General features: G+C 43.3%; 11 protein-coding genes. 4 read left to right on the plus strand and 7 right to left on the minus strand.

Annotated features, from left to right (window positions below; all coding sequences use genetic code 11):
• Positions 1-170: 170 nt before the first annotated feature.
• From KFO40_RS16260 to KFO40_RS16280, 5 genes are all read right to left on the minus strand, one after another.
• Positions 171-4,745, minus strand: a complete 4,575-nt coding sequence (locus KFO40_RS16260; RefSeq protein WP_192923095.1) for a hybrid sensor histidine kinase/response regulator transcription factor — start codon at positions 4,743-4,745, stop codon at positions 171-173.
• A gap of 90 nt (positions 4,746-4,835) precedes the next feature.
• Complete coding sequence (locus KFO40_RS16265) at positions 4,836-6,176, minus strand: ATP-binding protein (protein WP_211146585.1); 1,341 nt, start codon at positions 6,174-6,176, stop codon at positions 4,836-4,838.
• A gap of 272 nt (positions 6,177-6,448) precedes the next feature.
• Positions 6,449-8,197 carry a pectinesterase family protein gene (locus KFO40_RS16270; RefSeq protein WP_211146586.1) on the minus strand — a complete coding sequence of 583 codons (1,749 nt, stop codon included), beginning with the start codon at positions 8,195-8,197 and terminating at the stop codon, positions 6,449-6,451.
• A gap of 545 nt (positions 8,198-8,742) precedes the next feature.
• Positions 8,743-9,714, minus strand: a complete 972-nt coding sequence (locus tag KFO40_RS16275; protein ID WP_120144442.1) for a pectinesterase family protein — start codon at positions 9,712-9,714, stop codon at positions 8,743-8,745.
• 9 nt (positions 9,715-9,723) lie between these two features.
• Positions 9,724-10,923 carry a glycoside hydrolase family 88 protein gene (locus KFO40_RS16280; protein ID WP_004315060.1) on the minus strand — a complete coding sequence of 400 codons (1,200 nt, stop codon included), beginning with the start codon at positions 10,921-10,923 and terminating at the stop codon, positions 9,724-9,726.
• Positions 10,924-11,224: 301 nt separating this feature from the next.
• Here KFO40_RS16280 and KFO40_RS16285 point away from each other — a divergent pair, with 301 nt between their 5' ends.
• The 4 genes from KFO40_RS16285 to KFO40_RS16300 all read left to right on the plus strand — a co-directional run bounded on the left by KFO40_RS16285 (position 11,225) and on the right by KFO40_RS16300 (position 15,692).
• Positions 11,225-12,631 carry a PTS galactitol transporter subunit IIC gene (locus KFO40_RS16285; RefSeq protein ID WP_004301502.1) on the plus strand — a complete coding sequence of 469 codons (1,407 nt, stop codon included), beginning with the start codon at positions 11,225-11,227 and terminating at the stop codon, positions 12,629-12,631.
• A 67-nt stretch (positions 12,632-12,698) separates the two neighbouring features.
• Positions 12,699-13,619 (plus strand): 5-dehydro-4-deoxy-D-glucuronate isomerase, encoded by a 921-nt coding sequence (gene kduI / locus KFO40_RS16290; RefSeq protein ID WP_004324875.1) that lies wholly within the window; start codon positions 12,699-12,701, stop codon positions 13,617-13,619.
• A 327-nt stretch (positions 13,620-13,946) separates the two neighbouring features.
• Positions 13,947-15,464, plus strand: a complete 1,518-nt coding sequence (locus KFO40_RS16295; protein WP_008642154.1) for an MFS transporter — start codon at positions 13,947-13,949, stop codon at positions 15,462-15,464.
• 87 nt (positions 15,465-15,551) lie between these two features.
• Positions 15,552-15,692 (plus strand): hypothetical protein, encoded by a 141-nt coding sequence (locus tag KFO40_RS16300; RefSeq protein WP_153882606.1) that lies wholly within the window; start codon positions 15,552-15,554, stop codon positions 15,690-15,692.
• Positions 15,693-15,868: 176 nt separating this feature from the next.
• Here KFO40_RS16300 and KFO40_RS16305 read toward each other — a convergent pair whose 3' ends face one another.
• Both KFO40_RS16305 and tatC read right to left on the minus strand, forming a co-directional pair.
• Positions 15,869-19,390, minus strand: coding sequence for an AAA domain-containing protein (locus KFO40_RS16305; protein ID WP_151921884.1), 3,522 nt, complete (start codon positions 19,388-19,390; stop codon positions 15,869-15,871).
• The gene (tatC, locus tag KFO40_RS16310; RefSeq protein ID WP_004324871.1) at positions 19,353-20,189 is read right to left on the minus strand and encodes a twin-arginine translocase subunit TatC; all 837 of its coding nucleotides are present in this window, start codon (positions 20,187-20,189) and stop codon (positions 19,353-19,355) included. The genes KFO40_RS16305 and tatC overlap by 38 nt, the downstream gene beginning before the upstream one ends.
• Positions 20,190-20,202: the final 13 nt, after the last annotated feature.

The raw sequence follows: 20,202 nt of genomic DNA on the forward strand, positions 1-20,202 counted from the left end.
ATACACTCGCCCTACTTTTTTATATACATTCCCAAGCAAATGAACGTTTACAAACAAAGCATATAAAATACACTTTGAGTTTGGAATATATGAATTGAGAAGTTCATAGGAATAGTCTCTCAAATCATTTATATCCTAAAATAGAATAACAAAAAGATTATTATTACGTATTACCGGCCTATTTTTTCCTTATACTCAGTTGGTGTCATACCCACTTGTGCCTTAAAACATTTGCTAAAATAACGCGGGTCGTTGATTCCGACCATATATGAAATCTGCGTCATATTAAACTCTCCGGTTTCAATCAGTTGCGTAGCACGCTTGATGCGTATTTCTTTGATAAACTCAATAGGTGCCAGTCCTGTCAATGTCTTCAGCTTCTTGAAGAACACGGAACGACTGACAGCCAGTTCACGTACCAAATCATCCACTACGAGGTCTCCATTATCCATGTTCTGCTCCATCAATTCCACCAGTTTATCCATAAACTTACGGTCATTTGGAGACATATCAGGAATGGTCGGTTGCTGTTGTGACTGTAATTGCGTTTGCTCTTCTTCTCGCTCCGACACTATCTTTTTTTCCTCTTCAGCCATAGCCTTTGTCGACGCAGGCAACTCGCCGGAAGTAACGGACATATTGATATGCATCAGGCTATCCCGATAGAAACTTTGCAGTTTCTTACGCTGCATCAACAGATTTTCCACACGGGCTTGCAGATAGGTAGCACTGAAAGGTTTCGTGATATAATCATCCGCACCATATTCCAATCCTTCCAGTTTACTTTCAATCGTAGTCTTGGCAGTAAGCAGGATAATAGGTATATGGCTGGTTGTCATATCCGCACGCAGTTCACGCGTCATTTCAATACCGTCTTTCTCGGGCATCATCACGTCACTGATAATAATATCCGGAAGATACTTCAATGCTTTATTCGCTCCTTCCCTACCATCGGCAGCTTCCACTACCCTGTACATCGGAGTAAATATACTACGCAAGAATTCACGTAACTCCTGATTATCTTCGACTAATAACATCAGTTCTTTGGAGTTTTCTTCTTTCGCAGCATCTTCCTCATAAACGGCTTCAATTTTCTCCGAATCATCGGGTATCAGCGTTTCAGACTGAATGGAAGAGTTGGCTATATCCACCACTTGCCCCATCCTTACCGGAGCTTCCGCATCTTCCAGGATAAACTCGGTTTCCTTATCATAATGTTCTTTCCCTTTCAGGAAATCGACTTTGAAACAACTTCCCTCTCCCAAACGACTATCCACGGAAATAGTAGCCTTGTGCATCTCCACAAGCTCTTTCACCAATGAAAGTCCGATACCCGTACTAGCCTGATTGAAAAGATTCTTGTCTACCAGATTCTCAAAACGGACAAACAAGGATTTCTTTTTATTTTCCGCGATACCAATTCCCTGGTCTTGTACACCGATAGAAACTGTATTCTCATCTTCACGGATAAACATCGTTATCATCTTGCCATTCGGCGTATACTTAAATGCATTGGAAAGCAGGTTGAATACAATCTTTTCCAGCTTATCGGCGTCCACCCAAAGATAAAGATGCTCCTTTTCCGTCTGAAACAGGAAATCAATCCGATGCTCTTCGGCCACAGCCTCAAAATTATCCATCACCTTGCGCACGAAAGGAACGATGTCCACACGCTGTACCTGCATCTTCATCTTCTTGTTCTGAATCTTACGGAAGTCCAATATCTGATTGACAAGACGAAGCATACGGCTGGTGTTCCGTTCAACCACCACCAACTGTTCGCGGGCATCAGCCGGCAATTTATCATTCTTCAAGACTTGCTCTACCGGACCTGCTATCAACGTAAGCGGAGTACGCAACTCATGGGATATATTCGTAAAGAAGCGCAGTTTTATATCCGAAATCTGCTGTTCGACCGACACTTCATGCTTCAACCGGTAAATGGTGAACAGGATATAAACGGCCACAAGAATAATAATCAGAATGAAAAGTATATAAAGCACGTATGCTATCGGCGTTTCCCAGAAAGAAGGCAGAATGACAATATCCAAGATACGTTCGTTATCCACCCACACACCATCGCTATTGGTAGAACGGACGCGGAGCACATACTCTCCTTTCGGAAGATTCGTATAAGTCACGCTACGCTGTTTGTCGGCAAAGGTCCACTGTTTTTCAAATCCGTCGAGAATATAAGCATACTGTATATTCTGCGGATTGGTATAATCGAGTGCCGCGAAATGAACGGAGAAAATATTCTCTTTATGCGAAAGTACCAATTTATCAGTGTCGTCAATATCCACTTTCAATAATGAGTTGCCGCCGGGGGTAATGTCCTCATTAGCCACTGTCAGTTTGGAGAATACGATAGGCGGGATATAGCTGCTCTTACGAATAGAGTCAGGATTAAATATAAAGACTCCGCCACTGGCACCGAAAAGCATGCTTCCTTTAGCAGTTAATGCCGAAGCGGCTTCACTAAAACGTACGGGGAAAGTGATACTACGTTCGTCATAACTTTCAAAACGTTCTTCAGAGGGGATGAACTTACAAATTCCATTCTCTGTACTAATCCATAAATTCTGCTTACTATCTTCGCGGATGGAAAGCAGGACATCAGAAGGAAGACCATCCAATACGGAATATGATTTGAATTCTCCGTGACCGTCCTTACTGATAGATACCAGTTTGTTGAGTCCGCCGCCGAAAGTAGCCAGGTAAAGTTCCTTTTTCTTGGTGGAGATAATCCAATGGACATCATTATTACTCAAACTTTGCGTATCATTCGGCATACGGGAGAAATGATAGAACTTCACATCCTCCGGTTTCTTAAAATTCTCATCAAAAGCAACGGCACCCGTAGTTGTTCCTACCCACAAGCGTCCGTTGTTATCGGAAGTGATGAAACGAGCTTTGTAACAAGGATCGATGGGATAACCTTTCAGGTTGTTCCGGTGATTGATAAACAATGTCTTTCCAGCTTCATTCTCCGTGATATAATTGATACCTCCGGCAAAAGTTGCCAGCCAGATACGACCATAATGATCTTCATAGACGCAATATACATTATTATCGCTCAAACTGTACATATCATCTTCACGATGAAGATAACGGGTCAACTTATAAGACATTCCGTTGGAAGAAGTCGGCTCGGCACGAACAAGGCCGTCTCCTTTTGTCGCAATCCAGATGATTCCTTTTGAATCCTGAATAACAAAATAAACGGTTCCCAACATGGGAGTACCGATGGTAGAGATCGTGCCGTTTTCGGTGAGGTATCCTTTATAAGTTTTGCCGGCATCATATATACGAAGTATACCGTCTTTCAAGCCAACCCACAAATTGCCCAGTTTATCTTCACACAGGGCACGCACCTCATTATGCAACGATTCGTGTTCATGAGGCATAGGGGTCATCATCGCAAAGGGTACATTTCGATAAGTCACCTTCTCCAATCCTTTGGAGTGGGTACAAAGCCACAGATTACCTTGTTTGTCGGAAAAGGCCGAATGAATCTTATTGGAAAAACGCCAGTCACGGCTACCCAGTCCGTTATAGAAAGGAACCAAGCATTTTTTTTGAGGATCGAAGTAAGAGAAACCTCCTCCGTAAGGATGTACCCAAAGATAACCGTTTACGTCTTCATGGATATGAAAAGCCGGACGGGAACGTTCGGGATTACTATATTCTATTGGAATTTGTTCACGGGTCACCACTCCGGTCGAGGGATTAAAATGAGCTACAACACCCGGTTCTTCCTGTTCGAACCACACTTCCGAAGAACGGTCTACATAAGCAGAAAGGATCGGCTTTGCGGGTAACGCCTTACAAGCCAGGAACGAGTAATGTACGTTTGTTTTTGTTCGCAGGTTGTAAGTAAAGAAGCCATCCGAATCGGTAGTAATAACGGATACGTCCGGTGCAATGGGATGAATGGAGGTTATCTGTCCTTTTGTGGGAAGCTCGATCAACGTAAACTCTCCGCTTTCTTTCTGATAAGACCAGATGCGTCCATGATCCGAGGCGAAGCAAATATCTTTATCGCGTTCCTGCACAGCATAGAAAGCCTGATTCATTCCGCCAAACTTTCCTTTTGTCTCCGTAAAATAAGAATCCGGCTCTTTCTTTCCGGGATGGATCATACCGAGGCCATTATCCGTCAGCAACCAGTCATTGCCGGCTTTATCCTGATGAACTTTGAATACATGTAAAGAAGGAAACAGTTCTGTCTTGCTGGAATAAATATCCCATGTCAAGCGATTATTCTCATCCGGATGCGTCAAGATGCGGATAGCTCCATCGTTTTCCGTCAGCAGCCAGACGGTTCCGTTCGGCATCACTTCAATGGTATGCACATTGAAAGCACTCCCCTCTTCTCCGGCAGCAGGCACTTGCTCGAATGTCTCTGTCTTCGGGTCGAAACGATGGACACGGTTGTCATAAGTCAGCAACCACAGAAAGCCGTAACAATCTTCATACATACGGTCTACACGGTTATTGGTCAGACTGATGTAGTTTCCCTGACGAGCCTTGTATGTTTTGAAAGTATAACCGTTGAAACGGTTGATACCATCCCAGGTGGCAAACCAAAGGTTGTCTTTGTGATCCTGCAAGATGTTCATCACCGTATTTTGGGATAGTCCATCTTCAGTAGAATAGTGGGTGAAAAAACAGTGCTGTTGCGCGTATGTTGAGAACGCAATAGCTAACAAAAGAATTACTGAAATTAAGGTTTTCTTCATCATATCACTTGGTTCTGTGGCGTAAAGATAGAAAAATACTTGTAGTATCATGCAATCTTTAGCGGCTATTTAACAGAATCAGGCCAACATGACTTATGTCTCTATTTTTTTTAAAATATTAGGCAATGCGGCTATCATGTAAAAAGGAAGGTTGATAAGTTTGAAATGTTTTCCCTCATTAGTAGTAACTTCGTCTATAGCATAATTCCCCGACCAGATTCGAACTGCCAAATCATGCTCCGTTTCATTCATAAACTGATGAATGGATTTTAAGTGGGCGTTGTGTCCGTTTTTCACTTCAATTGGAATGATTTTCCCGCCATATATGTATACAAAGTCCACTTCAGCAGAACTCCCCCTTTTAGCCCGTACCCAAAACTTTTGCTTCTTACCTACTTCGTTGGAAAGAGCTTTTAATTCCTGCGCAACGATTTGTTCGGCAGCCATACCTCTCCATGTATCTGTCAAATCTTTACTAAGAAGATATTCTTTTTGTATTTCAGCCGCATAATTTACTAGTCCTGTATCCAGCCAGATCAATTTAGGAGCGCGTTTCAAATCTGTGGTAGCTGGCATTATCGTATGAGTGGTAGGATATACCAACTCCAGCAACAATGCTTTTTCCAGAGTACGGAAAGCCTCGCCCGTTTCACGGGCTTTGTAAGCGGACTGTGCAAATCCTCCTAAAGTGACAGCTTGCCCCGCATATCCCCAACCTTCTTCCAGTATGTAACGAATCACCGCAGCTTGCGTGTTTGTCCCCGCATACTTTTCCACATCATTCTTATAGGCATTTAGCAGTTGATTGTAAGTATCGGACAAGGATACAACATCCCGGTTGGCAGCATACCTCGCTACAATTTCGGGCATCCCGCCTATCAGTGCATAACTATTAAATAGTAGCATAAGCTGTTGATGAAAAGCCTCCGGCAAACGTGTCTCCAAAATCCAATCTACAAACCGTCCCTCTCCTATTGCCTGAAGAAACTCAATAAAGGAACACGGATGCAAAGCCATATACTCCACCCGTCCTACAGGCAACGAGATGTGTTTGTCCAACATATTTTCCAGAAGAGAACCTGCTGCAATAACATACAACTCCGGCAATTCCTCGTAAAAGTACCGCAACAATGCAACAGCTTGTGGCGACGACTGTATCTCGTCGATAAAAAGCAGGGTTCGTCCCGGCCTCTGCGGCTTATTATCATACAAAAACAATAAAGGCAGCAGCATCTTTACATCATCAGTAGACTCAAACAAATCCTTCGCCTCTTTCTTTTCAAGGTTTAAAGACAGGAAATTATCAAATTCTTTGCCAAACTGCTCAACAATAGTGGTCTTCCCTACTTGGCGGGCTCCTCTCAATATCAGAGGCTTTCTATTATTTTTCTCTGCCCACTCATGCAACTGATTCTGTATCCTTCGTTCAAACATATCGTAATTTGTTTATTTACAGTTACAAATATACAAATTTGTTTCATTGCAGAGGTAAATTCACCTATTTTTTGTTTCATTGCAGAGGTAAATTCACTTGATTTTTGTTTCATTGCAGAGGTATATTACACCAACTTTATACCAGTTCAATAAAGTAGACACTAAAAATAATCTTTAATTAATGCTATTTTTAAAAATAGTCAATACTGCACTTTTTATTAATTTCTCTTTTGCGAAAGTAGACATTCCCATCGATTTTCAAAAGTATATTTTCAACGCTTTACCGTTATCAGCTTGTTTCCGTTCTCTACCGGGTTCCATCCGTCTTCTCCTGCCAAAACTGCATTTATCTCATATCCTTTCAGATTCTTCAATTGTTGGGAGAAAGCAGCGCGTGCTTTCGGATGGGCTCCTTCGCCCCGACTTTCATATTCGGCATAAAAGACAGTTTTCTCGTTTTCCTTCTTGCCCCAGTTGTTCCAGCCGACGGGAAGAATGTGTTTACCCAGTTCGCAGCGGATGAATACAGCTTGTGCATACGGACGCCAGGGACGAGACAGATACACTTTTGTGGCTTCCGGTTCCGCAGTCAGTTTGCAATCATAGAATACATAGCCATATTTTTTACCTTTATCAGTAGAGGGAGCGGTGACATAACCATCCCGTTTGCTATGAATGTGGCAACGGTTGAAAACAGCCGTAGACCAACCGAAGATAAAATCAACCGTTCCTTCGATGTAGCAGTCTTCATAATATTGGCGGCTTTGCTTGCTGTATGTATAGAGGGTATCCTGGAAGCCGAGGAAACGACAGTTCTTAAAATAGACACGATCGGCAGATACGAAACAGGCAACTGCTTGTCCTACGGGACCTGATGAGTTCTCGAATGTGATATTCTCCGCATAAAAATCGGGGGCATAGATGTAACAGCTGGACGAACCGGAAGTTCCCATGTTCTCACCGAATACATTTTTTTTGTTTGCAAAACCGTCATAAGTCAGTATCGCACCGTCTTCTCCAATCAAAGAGATATTAATCTTGGATTCAGGAATGATGAGCTTCTCTTTATAAGTTCCTTTACGAATCAGGATAGTGGTAGGGACGTCTTTGCGAAAATCGGGAACAGCATTGATAGCTTCCTGCACAGTAAAGAAATCACCGCTACCGTCTTGGGCCACTACATAATCGAATTGACGGATATATTTCGCCAGTTCCGGAATTTCCTTGCCGATAGCATCCACTGCCAGTCCGGCAATTGTTCGTGCTCCGTATACGTTTAAGTGAGTATTGTCTTCACGACCTTTCGGGAAAGCCGGCACCTGATTGGGTTCGACAAACATGAATAGTTTCTTTGATTCTACTGGTCCCAGTCCCTGCACCAGGTCGTGGGTGATTTTGTTCATGTCGATGAAAGTCACTCCCAGTTCTTTTGCCACATTACGGGGAGCATCCAGATAGGCACCATGCGTATCGAACAAAACGGTTCCTTCTTTCGGTTGTTCCTTTTCCCCCGGTGTGCGGCGGACATCTTTTGCGATGGCATCATCCTTCGGCTGTACGAAGTTTCGACGGACGATAGAGTTGAACAATACCGGTATTCCACCTTTGGCGCGGGTTTCATTCACATACCGACGAAGATTTTCATCAAAAGTACTACCTGGATCGGTGTGACGGGTAGAGTCTGCTTTCTCATCATTATGGCCGAACTGGATAAAGACATAATCTCCTTTTTTCACTTTAGAAATTACTTTTTCCCAGCGTCCTTCGCTGATAAAACTCTTGGAACTTCGACCGTTGGCGGCATGATTGTCTATCCGTATGTCTTCGGAGAAGAATCCGGGAAGTACCATTCCCCAACCACGTTCGGGATTTCCTCCGTCTATTTTCTTGTTAGCCATTGTCGAATCACCTATCATAAAGATAGTGATGACCGGTTTGTCTGCACGAAATGCAGAAAAAAGAATAAGAGCCGTTGCAAGTAGCCCTACCATTTTAACCCTAAGTGTTTTCATATTCTTCATCCCCTCCTACGAGTTTTATTGGTTCTTAATCAAATTCCGTGCTACTTATTTATGTTCAATAACCTTATTCATGGCTATTCCGGGGTACTTTAAGATGCATATAGCTTGGATAATTTATTTGCTATTTCTAATATGCCGATATCCCTTTATCCATCAACCTTTCAATGAGCTTTACTAGCACGGAATTTGAAGAAGAACCGTTTTATTTTTTGTTTTTATCTGCCACCTGCAACGTTTTGCTTGTATCTTACTTGCAATCAACTGATTGCAGCGTTGCAGATACTGTTGCAGATACCGTTGCAGATGTTTATCTGCAACACCTTATATGATCCAGTTTGCACGCAGACAAATTCAGTTTCCACGCATAGGAACTACAGTTTCCCTGGGAAGAAACGCTAGTTTCCACGTAGAGAAACGACAGTTCCCACATAGGGAAACTGCAGTTTCCTGCCTTGGAACGGGAGTTTCAAGCTAGGGAAAGCAAAGAGCCAAGCCCGGAAACAAAAATTTCAAGCTACATAAACAGTCGGAAACCCTACGTGTTTTTATTTATAGGGATACCAATTACTGCTTTCCTTAAAGATATTTTGCGGAGTATACTTCATTGCCTCCTTATTTGTCAACTGTTTAGCCCATGCCACACGCCCGGAAGTATCTGCACCCGCACCCGTATTTCCGAATTCGGCATAACGGGCTGTCTTTTCGTTCTCCGGATTCTTCCAATTGTGCCATCCTTCGGGACGGATATGATTACCAAACTCACAATTGATAAAGACCGTTGCCGCATAAGGACGCCACGGACGACCCAAATATACTTTTTTCACTCCCGGAGCGGCTGTCAGCTTACAGTTTTTAAATACATAACCGAATTCTTCACTTTGAGGAGTGGAAGCGGCAGTGATATACGAATCACGTTTACTATGCAGTTCGCAATATTCGAATAGAGCGGTGGAAGGACCAAAAATAAAATCAGTAGTTCCCTCGATATAGCAATTTGTGAATAAGAGACGCGCTCCTTCGGTTCCTGTATAAATAGTATCCTGATTTCCCAAGAAACGACAGTTGACAAACATCAGTCTGTCACCTTCGGTGTGAAGAGCTACCGCTTGCCCCAGTGGAGCCGCATTATTTTCAATCGTCAGGTCTTTGAAAGTGATGTCATTTCCCTCCACTTTTACCGTATAGGTGCGGAAAGTACCCATCTTATTGATATTGGCATGGTCATCGTAAGTGATAATCGTTTTTTCTGCGCTTTCGCCCACTAATTGCACATTCTTCACCCAGGAAGGAATGACCAGCTTTTCTTTGTATATACCATTCTTAATATAGATCGTCACCGTATAATCCATAAAAGCGCGGACAGCTTCCACGGCTTCCTGAATGTTACGATACTCCCCTGTCCCGTCGCGTGCCACGACTAATGTGTCTTTGCGTTGCTGTTGTTGTGCATAAACAGATGTTGCTCCCACACCCAGTAGAAGCAAACACATCATTCCTTTAAAAATAGTCCTTTTCATTGTCGGAAATTACTTTTGTAAACGTTCGTATTCCAAGCTAGCCATAATAAAAGGTCCTACGGCTTTAGGATCGTTATTGCGGATAGTTTCATTAATATAATAGTCATAATCGCCGGAACGATAGACCTTTCCTCCCAATCCTGCCACTGCACAAGCCTTGGTGATGGTTACCAATCCGTTCTTGTCCACTTCGATAAAATTATCCAGGAATCCTTTGTAGCCTTTCAATGCCACATCCAGATAAGACTTATCAATATATCCCAGACGAACAGCCTTAAAGAGCGAATAAATGAACATAGCGGAACAGGAAGATTCTACGTAATTACCTTTATCACCACTCCGGTCCATCACCTGATACCATCCTCCGGTCTTCGGGTCCTGAAGTTTCTTCACCTGCACAGCTACATTATTCAATATATCAAGCAGGGAATCTCTTCCGGCTTCATGTTGCGGAATAAATTCGAGCACATCCACCAATGCCATCGCATACCATCCCATTGCACGTCCCCACGTATGTTTCGACTGTCCGGTCACCGGGTCCGCCCAACGTTCGGTGCGGCTTACATCGCACGCATGACGATAAAGACCATTTTTAGGATCGTACGTATGACGGGCACAAGTGACAAACTGGTTGATTACATCTGCATAGTCCTGCGGAAGATTATTACGGAATGCATATTCCGCGTAGAAAGGAGCTCCCATGTAAATTCCGTCCAGCCACATTTGGTGGGGATAAATCTTTTTATGCCAAAAACCACCGTCCTCATTACGCGGTTGTCCTTCAAACTGGCTATAAAGCAGGTCGAGCGCTTTCTTATATTTAGGATTCTTGGTCTGCTCATAGATACGGAAAAGGATTTTTCCGGAGTTGATACGGTCGAGACTGTAATCGGTTAATTTATAAGCGGTAATGCTTCCGTCCTCGTGCACCATTGTATCCGCATACGCGATGGCGTAATCACGAATTTTCTTGTCGCCATAAGCGTCGTACACATCGAGCATGGCTCCCAGTTCAAGTCCGTGGCAATAATCCCACTTCAGTTTCGGCTGAAAGTCGAGCTGCCAGGATTCGGGGTAACGGATCATTTCCGATTCAGTCAGTCGCACAGACCAGGGAAGCTTGCTGTCTACCTGTTGTGCCGATACGGAAGCGGTCATTGTAACCAATAAAGCCACTATAAAAAAATTATAAAAAGGAGTTCGTCTCATGGTTTGTTATTTTAAGGATTCAACATAGTCTTTTTTCACGGTACGAAAGTAGTGTTTTTCCTCCAAACCCAGTGGGATTTTTTAGTCAAGTAGGTGCATTTTTTGTTTTTCGTGCACGGAAACGACTAATTTTGTGCACGCAAACGTCAAAAATGTCCATTTTTGATGCAATATCTCATAAATTAAGAGTTTCGTTTTGGAAGAAAGCAAAAAAGGTCTTACTTTTGGCACGGTTTACAACTAATACCCTCTGGGGAAACACAGGTAATTTATCATTAAAACAGAGAAAAAATAGAACAGAATGGAAGAAGTATTTAAGTACATTATCGGTCTTGGAGCGGCAGTAATGATGCCAATCATTTTCACGATTTTAGGAGTATGTATCGGTATTAAACTTCCCAAAGCGCTGAAGAGCGGTTTGTTGGTTGGTGTCGGTTTCGTTGGTTTATCAGTAGTGACGGCATTGCTCACCAGCAGTCTGGGTCCGGCATTAAGTAAAATGGTTGAAATCTACGGATTGGAATTGGGAATTTTCGACATGGGTTGGCCTTCTGCTGCGGCGGTAGCTTACAACACTTCAGTCGGTGCTTTCATCATCCCTGTTTGCTTGGGAGTTAACTTATTAATGTTGCTTACCAAAACAACCCGTACCGTTAATATCGACCTTTGGAACTATTGGCACTTCGCATTTATCGGTGCTATCGTGTACTTCGCTTCCGACAATATCTATTGGGGATTCTTCGCTGCCATCATCTGTTACATCATTACACTGGTAATGGCTGATATGACTGCTCCTGCTTTCCAGAAGTTCTATGATAAAATGGACGGTATCTCTATTCCTCAACCGTTCTGCCAAAGTTTCGTTCCGTTTGCTATTGTAATCAATAAACTATTGGATAAAATTCCGGGATTCGACAAGCTGAATATCGATTCTGAAGGTATGAAAAAGAAATTCGGATTGATGGGTGAACCGCTGTTCTTGGGTATCGTAATCGGTTGTGGTATCGGCGCATTGGGTTGTGCCAGCTGGAAAGAAGTATTGGATAATATTCCGGGCATTTTAGGACTGGGTATCAAGATGGGTGCGGTGATGGAATTGATTCCACGTATCACCAGCCTTTTTATCGAAGGGTTGAAACCGATCTCTGACGCTACCCGCGAACTGATCGCTAAGAAATATAAGAATAACACCGGTTTGAGCATCGGTATGAGCCCTGCACTGGTTATCGGTCACCCGACTACCCTGGTGGTATCTCTGCTGTTGATCCCTGTCACTATCTTCCTGGCTGTTATCCTTCCGGGCAACCGTTTCTTACCGCTGGCTTCTCTGGCAGGTATGTTCTACCTGTTCCCGATGATTCTGCCTATTACAAAAGGTAACGTAGTGAAATCATTTATTATCGGCCTGGTGGCATTGATTGTAGGTCTGTATTTCGTAACAGGACTGGCAGGCTTCTTTACACTGGCTGCTAAAGATGTATACGAAGCAACAGGTGACCCGACAGTAAATATCCCCGCCGGTTTTGAAGGCGGCGCACTTGACTTTGCTTCCAGTCTCTTCTGCTGGGGTATCTTCCACCTTACTTACAGTCTGAAGATTATCGGCCCTGCCATCCTCGTGGCACTGGCACTCGGAATGGCTATCTACAACCGTATCCGCATGACTAGAAACGACGCAAAGAACGCATTGAACAGTAATAAGGAATAAGTAGAAAAGCCTTTAACTGATTATAATAAGTGGTATATAATATATAACTCAATAAAAAACTCGAAAGATGAAAAAATTAGCAATTGCAATGATGTTGGGTATCGCAGCAATGTCTGCCTCCGCCCAGGTGAATTACAAGATGCAAGTGGCTTGCAGCCCGCAAGACGTGAAAACGTATGATACTAACCGCTTGCGCAGTAGCTTCCTGATGGAAAAAGTAATGGTTCCAAACGAAATCAACGTTACTTATTCTATGTACGACCGTCTGATCTTCGGTGGCGCAGTGCCTGCAACAAAAGAATTGGTACTTGAAACAATCGACCCGTTGAAATCTAAATTCTTCCTCGAACGCCGCGAACTGGGTGTCATCAACATTGGTGGCGAAGGTATCGTAACCGTAGACGGTAAAGAATATACGCTGAAATTCAAAGATGCCCTGTACGTAGGTAGAGGCAAGCAGAAAGTGACTTTCAAGAGCAAAGATTCCAGCAATCCTGCCAAATTCTACATCAACTCGGCTACTGCCCACAAGGAATACAAGACTCAATTGATTACTATCGACGGACGTAAAGGTTCTCTGAAAGCAAACTCATTCGCTGCCGGAAAGCTGGAAGAAAGCAACGACCGCGTTATCAACCAGTTGATTGTTAACAACGTACTTGAAGAAGGCCCCTGCCAACTGCAAATGGGATTGACTGAACTGAAACCGGGTAGCGTATGGAACACCATGCCGGCACACACTCACTCTCGTCGTGTAGAAGCATACTTCTACTTCAATGTACCGGAAGGAAATGCTATCTGCCACTTCATGGGCGAACCTCAAGAAGAACGCGTCGTATGGATGCAGAACGAACAAGCTATCATGTCACCGGAATGGTCTATCCACGCTGCTGCCGGAACAAGCAACTACATGTTTATCTGGGGTATGGCAGGTGAAAACCTCGATTACGGAGACATGGACAAGATCAAATATACAGAAATGCGCTAACCGTTGCGTATTCCTGTATGACATATAATTTTTCAGACGCAGATAACGCGGATAGCACGGATCAAAAATAAGAATCCGCATTATCCGCGTCATCTGCGTCTAAAAGATAAGACTCATTTGCTCTTGATTCACAAACTCGTTTATCTTCTTTCTGTATTACCCCCAACGTTGCAAATGATAATGCTATGAGACATTTTTATATCCTTTGAAACAAATAGCATATATAATGCAACGAATAATACATGATTTTGACCAATTTTTACAAATAAAATTCAGTCGAAATACCGACCTTTGTCAACGAAACAAAATCTATTTAAATCCATTATCATGAATGCATTTCAAAAAACAGGCGAAAAGATGACAAACTACAGATGGACCATCTGTGCTATGCTATTTTTTGCTACTACAGTTAACTATCTCGACCGTCAAGTTCTCTCATTGACGTGGGATGAATTTATCAAACCGGAATTCCACTGGGACGAATCTCACTACGGTACTATTACTTCTGTTTTCTCCATTGTATACGCTATATGTATGCTGTTTGCCGGTCGTTTTGTCGACTGGATGGGAACTAAAAAAGGATTTTTATGGGCTATCGGTGTCTGGTCGGCAGGTGCTTGTCTTCATGCCGTTTGTGGTATTGTTACAGAAGCACAAGTTGGGCTTCATAGTGCAGCAGAACTGGCCGGTGCCACAGGAGATGTGGTAGTGACTATTGCTACGGTCAGTATGTACTGCTTCCTCGCTGCCCGCTGTATCCTTGCTTTAGGAGAAGCCGGTAACTTCCCTGCCGCTATTAAAGTAACCGCAGAGTACTTCCCTAAAAAAGACCGTGCTTATGCTACTTCTATCTTTAATGCTGGTGCATCTATCGGAGCATTGATCGCTCCTCTTACCATTCCTATCCTGGCAAAAATGTTCGGTTGGGAAATGGCATTTATCGTAATTGGTGGACTTGGCTTTATCTGGATGGGATTCTGGGTGTTTATGTATGATGCCCCGTCGAAAAGCAAACATGTCAATCAGGCAGAGCTTGACTACATCGAGCAAGATAATCGCGAAGCAGGCAGTGCTCCAATGACAGACGAAAAAGATGAAAAGAGAATGAAGTTCTGGCAATGTTTCAGCTACAAACAAACATGGGCCTTTGTCTTCGGTAAGTTCATGACTGACGGCGTATGGTGGTTCTTCCTTTTCTGGACTCCGTCTTATCTGAATACACAATTCGGTATTAAAACCTCCGACCCACTAGGTATGGCGTTGATCTTTACGCTTTATGCAGTGACTATGTTATCTATCTATGGTGGTAAACTACCTACTATCTTCATCAACAGAACAGGTATGAATCCGTATGCAGCCCGTATGAAAGCGATGCTAATCTTCGCCTTCTTCCCGCTGGTTGTACTGTTAGCACAACCGTTAGGTACTGTTTCTCCATGGTTCCCGGTTATCTTAATCGGTATTGGTGGAGCTGCTCATCAATCTTGGTCGGCCAATATATTCTCTACCGTAGGCGATATGTTCCCAAGAACAGCTATTGCAAGTATCACCGGTATAGGTGGTATGGCAGGAGGCGTAGGCTCTATGATTCTTCAGAAAGTGGCAGGTAACTTGTTCGTATATGCTTCCGGAACAACGATGGTTGACGGTCATGAGGTGGAAATGACGAAAGAGTTACTCGAACAAGGGGCACAATTTGTTCACCCTGCCATGACATTCATGGGCTTCGAAGGTAAACCAGCCGGATATTTCATCATCTTCTGCGTGTGTGCAGTAGCTTATCTGTTGGGTTGGGTTATCATGAAGGCATTAGTTCCGAAATACAAACCTATCGTATTGGATTAAATCTATTCGTACAAATAGAATCGTTAAAAACAAAAGAGTAACTCGTCGCCGAGTTACTCTTTTGTTTTTAACCAATTATTCAAAAAAATGAAAAATGAAAAGAAAAATAAAAAAGCCTCTTCTCACGAAGAAGGCTTTTTAGGTTTACTTATCCTGCATCATCCTCCTGCAAAATTTTTAACCGAAACACTAGAAACAGTGTTTTTGCATTCCTATAATGAAGTATAGTAAACGTTAAGATGAAAAAAAGGGAAGTCTCACGACTTCCACAATTCTTCTAACCTTAAATCTAAATCTCTATGAAAAAAACGTGTTGCAAATATAGGCGTTTGTTCAATATAGAGGTGTTAATGAATTGCATAAAGAGAGAATAAAAACTAACATCTGCAAAAATGATGCAATTTTCAGGAGCCTTCTATTAATTTTAATAAACTTTTATAGAGTGGATTGCGTTCGAGGAGCTCGGGAACTCCTGTAATGAACATCTGTTTTCTTGCACGAGTCAAGGCAACATTCAGTTTCCGGTCGATCAAAACGCCCTCTTCTTCCGTCAGATTGGATAGAAATTTTAGTTGATAAGGGTAGTTGACACAGAAGGAATAGATTATTACATCACGCTCGCTTCCCTGGAACCGTTCTACTGTGTCAACTAGAATTCGGTTCAGAACTGGAATACCTAATGATTCTATTTCTTTTTTTATCAATGCTATCTGACTCCGGTAAGGGGTAATGATCCCTAAAGTACGGGATTCGTCAAAATCTGTCTGATGCTCTTCATAAATGCGAGCAGCTAAGTCGGCAACAATACGTGCTTCCGAATAGTTGATCTTTGCAGACGCTCCGGCCTTTTCCGGCACAGAGGGATAAAAAGCCAAACGACAGATAGTATCGGATGATTCTATTTGGTGAGGCAGGCCGACAGGGATCAGACGCCCTCCATAAAAGGCACGATTAGCAAACAAAGCAACTTCCGGATGCATTCGCCCTTGACGGCACAGCATATCGTAGGAGCGTTGAACCGTTGCGGTACAGTTCCGGTAGAGGCGTTCAAACAAGGAATCTTTCAGATTGGTCAACCCGATAGACAGTAAAGATTCATCATAAATGGCCGATTGCTCCGTATTTTGCTGTACCACAGCAGGCAGTTGTTTATGATCTCCGATCAACACAAACTTATCTATTGCATCTTTTCCGTCTTCTCCACGTGCACAGAGAATGCCTAACAACTGCGGTTCCAATATTTGGGTAGCCTCATCAATAATGGCTACATCAAAATGCTTCAAACGAAACAGTTCCGGTTTGCCGGAAATAGCCGCTACCGTTCCCACAATAATCCGACAATTCCGGATGCGTTCGTACACTTCCGAACGACGGTTACAAGAGGATAATTCATTTTCAATCAGATGCCCGCGGTAGGCTTCATCACATGATAATTCACTTCCCACACGTATAAAATCAACAGCCGGAGCAATGGAAGCCAGCGACTTGCATATCTCATCGACAGCCCGGTTGGTGTATGAAAGCAAAAGAATCTGCGCATCTTTATCTGCATGAAAAGTCTCTACCATTTTCTTCAGGGCACATGAAGTTTTACCTGTTCCCGGAGGTCCGATAAGAAGGAAATAATCCTGTGCGGCTTTTGCTTTCAGGGCGATTCGCGTAAAATCGTCTTCCGAACGGGAAATCATGGAATCCAATGATTCATCAAAACGAGGAGGACGCTGTGACAACAATAAGTCACGCCGCTCCTTCCTTGCAGAAAGATAAATATATAAGCCCTGATACATCGAGCGGAATGTTGTATCCATCGTATCATGTTCTATCGCATAAAGGCTTTCGGCAGGAAGTACGGATGGGTTCTGCTGGGTAGCACGTAAGCGAATACCTATTTCGTTTTCTGTCAGGTATTCAATATTACCTTTAAAAACCATTTTATTGGTAACGTTATCTGTGTCGCTGTTTCGTTCATAAAGGATTATGGCGTCGCCTTGGCGGAAATTAGGGAGAGAAGTCTCTGTTTCAAGAGCTTCACTTCTGACAGTCTTACTTGCAGAGGCTTCATTTCCAAGAATATCATTTCCAATAGCTTTATCTCCGGTAATGTCATTTCCAATAGCTTTATCTCCAGTAATATCATTTATGGTAGCCTCATTCAACAAAGTTTCCCTAGCCTTTTCCTTTTTAAGGAAAGAAAAAGTAAGTCCGGCCTTATGTTCATCGGCCGCATGATTCTCCTTTATTTTCAAATCATAAATGATTTCTCCGGCCTCGCATTTCTCCGCTAATGTAGAAAGCCATAAAGAAGCTGCCCCGGTACGTCCTTCATAATCCACATCACCGGATTTTGAGGTATAAAGTTCCTTTGTAATAAAGTTGTACACCGCATAGAAGTAATTCTTTTCCAGTGGAGAAAGAGCTTTCAGTTTCGATTGAAAGTTATCAATAGAAGGACGCAGATATGTTTCCCAAAAACGTCCTTTCAATCCTCGTTCATTCAAGGTGGAGGCATTGATTTCTTCCAGTTTTTGTGCCGTATATTCCAGACTGTTGCGTAATTGGACGCCATATTCATCGGCCACAATGCGGTTACGCAAGTCAATCACCCGACGTACCATCGCCCACGAAGGACGGGAGGGATAAAGGAGCGGATAACGGGTATAAAGCAAATAGGCTTTCACTTTCCGGTGATCCATTCCCATCGAATATTGCAGGACTGCTTGATAAAGTAACATCTGTACTTTATTATTCTCCTTCGGCTCTACCTTGCCCCGGATAGCGTATTCATCCGCCTTGCCGGATTTCATTTCTATGAAAGAAGACATGTCCCGCTGCATATAGTCGAGACGTCCCTGAAGTCCGAGTGCTTCACAGATATAAGAAGGTTCGAGCACGGCATCCGTCTTGTCCAGTTCATAACCGGCTGCATGAAAGGTATCATTGACCGTTTCACGAATATGATCGAAGTGCAGTTTGCAGTCCTCAAAGAATTGGCGTTCTTTCTCTTTGTCGCGCAAATCGGAACAGGCAGCCAGCTCAATAGGATAACGCCGGAAGGCTTTCTGCATACAGGTACGATAATCTATGTCTTCACTCTTCGCATAAATCCATTCGTCCAGGAAAAGATTGGCTATATTTCCCAGCAACAGAGGCCGGGCATTTTCGATCGGTTGAAGACGGGAAAGAAAATAATTGGCCGGATGATGCCCGTAATCACGGAAACATTCTGCCAAAGAACTGATGTCAAGTAAATAATCCGGTTCGAGTACAATGAAAGAAGGAGTCAGGATTCCCGCCTCATCCACTGCAACATCCAATAAATTGACCTGGGCATGACGCCAAAGCAGTTTGCACGTTTCTGCAAACTCTTCATTGATTTGAGGAATATTATAACGAACTAAATATGGTTTCTCCGAGACTTCGTCCAAGGGAGTCACATACAAATATTGCTCGTCGGCATACTGGAAGCAGACACGCATTCGCTGCACCCGTTCGCGGGCAGGAGGCGCAACCAGGTAGGTGGCATCCGCACGCGGAAGTAGCCGGTATAGTTCCAAGGGAATATCCTCTTCCAGGAGTTTACGAATAAAGAAAGCTAATGTTTTCGCATCGCGCAAGAGTTGTTCCCGGTTGGGCTCCTGCTGGCGGTTCAGGATAGCATTCGAAGTGAGCCGGAAAGTATGCAGCCGGTTCTGCTCTGCAACAGAGAGACCGACCTTAGCCGCCACAAAACTGATTCGTGCGGAAAGGTCGGTCATCTGTAAGCTTTCGTTTTGCATTTGCGCGCGACAAATACGCTCCAGCAAGTCGCGCATTTGCTTATATCCTACGGCAAGATGGGTATCTTCCGCCCGGCAAACTGCTAAAAGGATTTCATAAGATTCTATCGCTTCACTCTTCGGACAGGGCAACTTCATCTCCAGCTTCATCTTCAACTTCCTCTTCTGTTTTCTTCTTGTCCTTTATCATCAAAATACTCATCTCGTACAACAGATAAAGCGGAATAGCAACAACACTCAAGGTGAACGGGTCTCCCGTCGGAGTAATAATAGCAGCAGCTATCACTATGATGACAACCGCATGACGGCGGTATTTCCGCAGGAAGGACTTGTTGACCACTCCCATTAAAGAAAGCAACCATGTAACCAATGGAAGTTCAAAAGCCAATCCCATGCAGAGAATCAGCATCATAAAATTGTCGATATAAGAATTGAGCGACAGGATATTCTCCACTTCCGAACTCAACTGATAAGTAGAAAGGAAACGGAGAGTCAACGGATAAACCATAAAGTAGCCCAACAGTACACCGATGAAGAACATCAGTGTTCCGATAGTCAATGCTTTACGCACGCCCTTTCTCTCATTCGGATAAAGGGCGGGATTGATGAAACGCCATATTTCAAAAAAGATATAAGGCATAGCCGTCACCACCGACATCCAGAATGCTGTCGACATGTGAATAAAGAAAGGAGCAGCCAAGTTGATATTGACCAGCTTCACATAAAATTGTTGCGTGAAGAAGTCATCGGTCAAATCAAATGTTTTACCAATATGCCGTAATAAATCGTAGAATATGAAATCATTGTGGCAAGGCGCAAGTATCACATGGTCGAAGAGGTAGGGCATAGCAATAAAATAGCCTATTGCCAATACAAACCAAACTCCAACTACTCGAAAAAGTACTTTACGCAGTTCGTCCAAATGATCCCAAAAGGTCATTTCTGCCATCCGTATGTTGTGA

The organism is Bacteroides sp. 1001302B_160321_D4 (assembly GCF_015667765.1).
GTDB classification, from domain to species: domain Bacteria; phylum Bacteroidota; class Bacteroidia; order Bacteroidales; family Bacteroidaceae; genus Bacteroides; species Bacteroides xylanisolvens.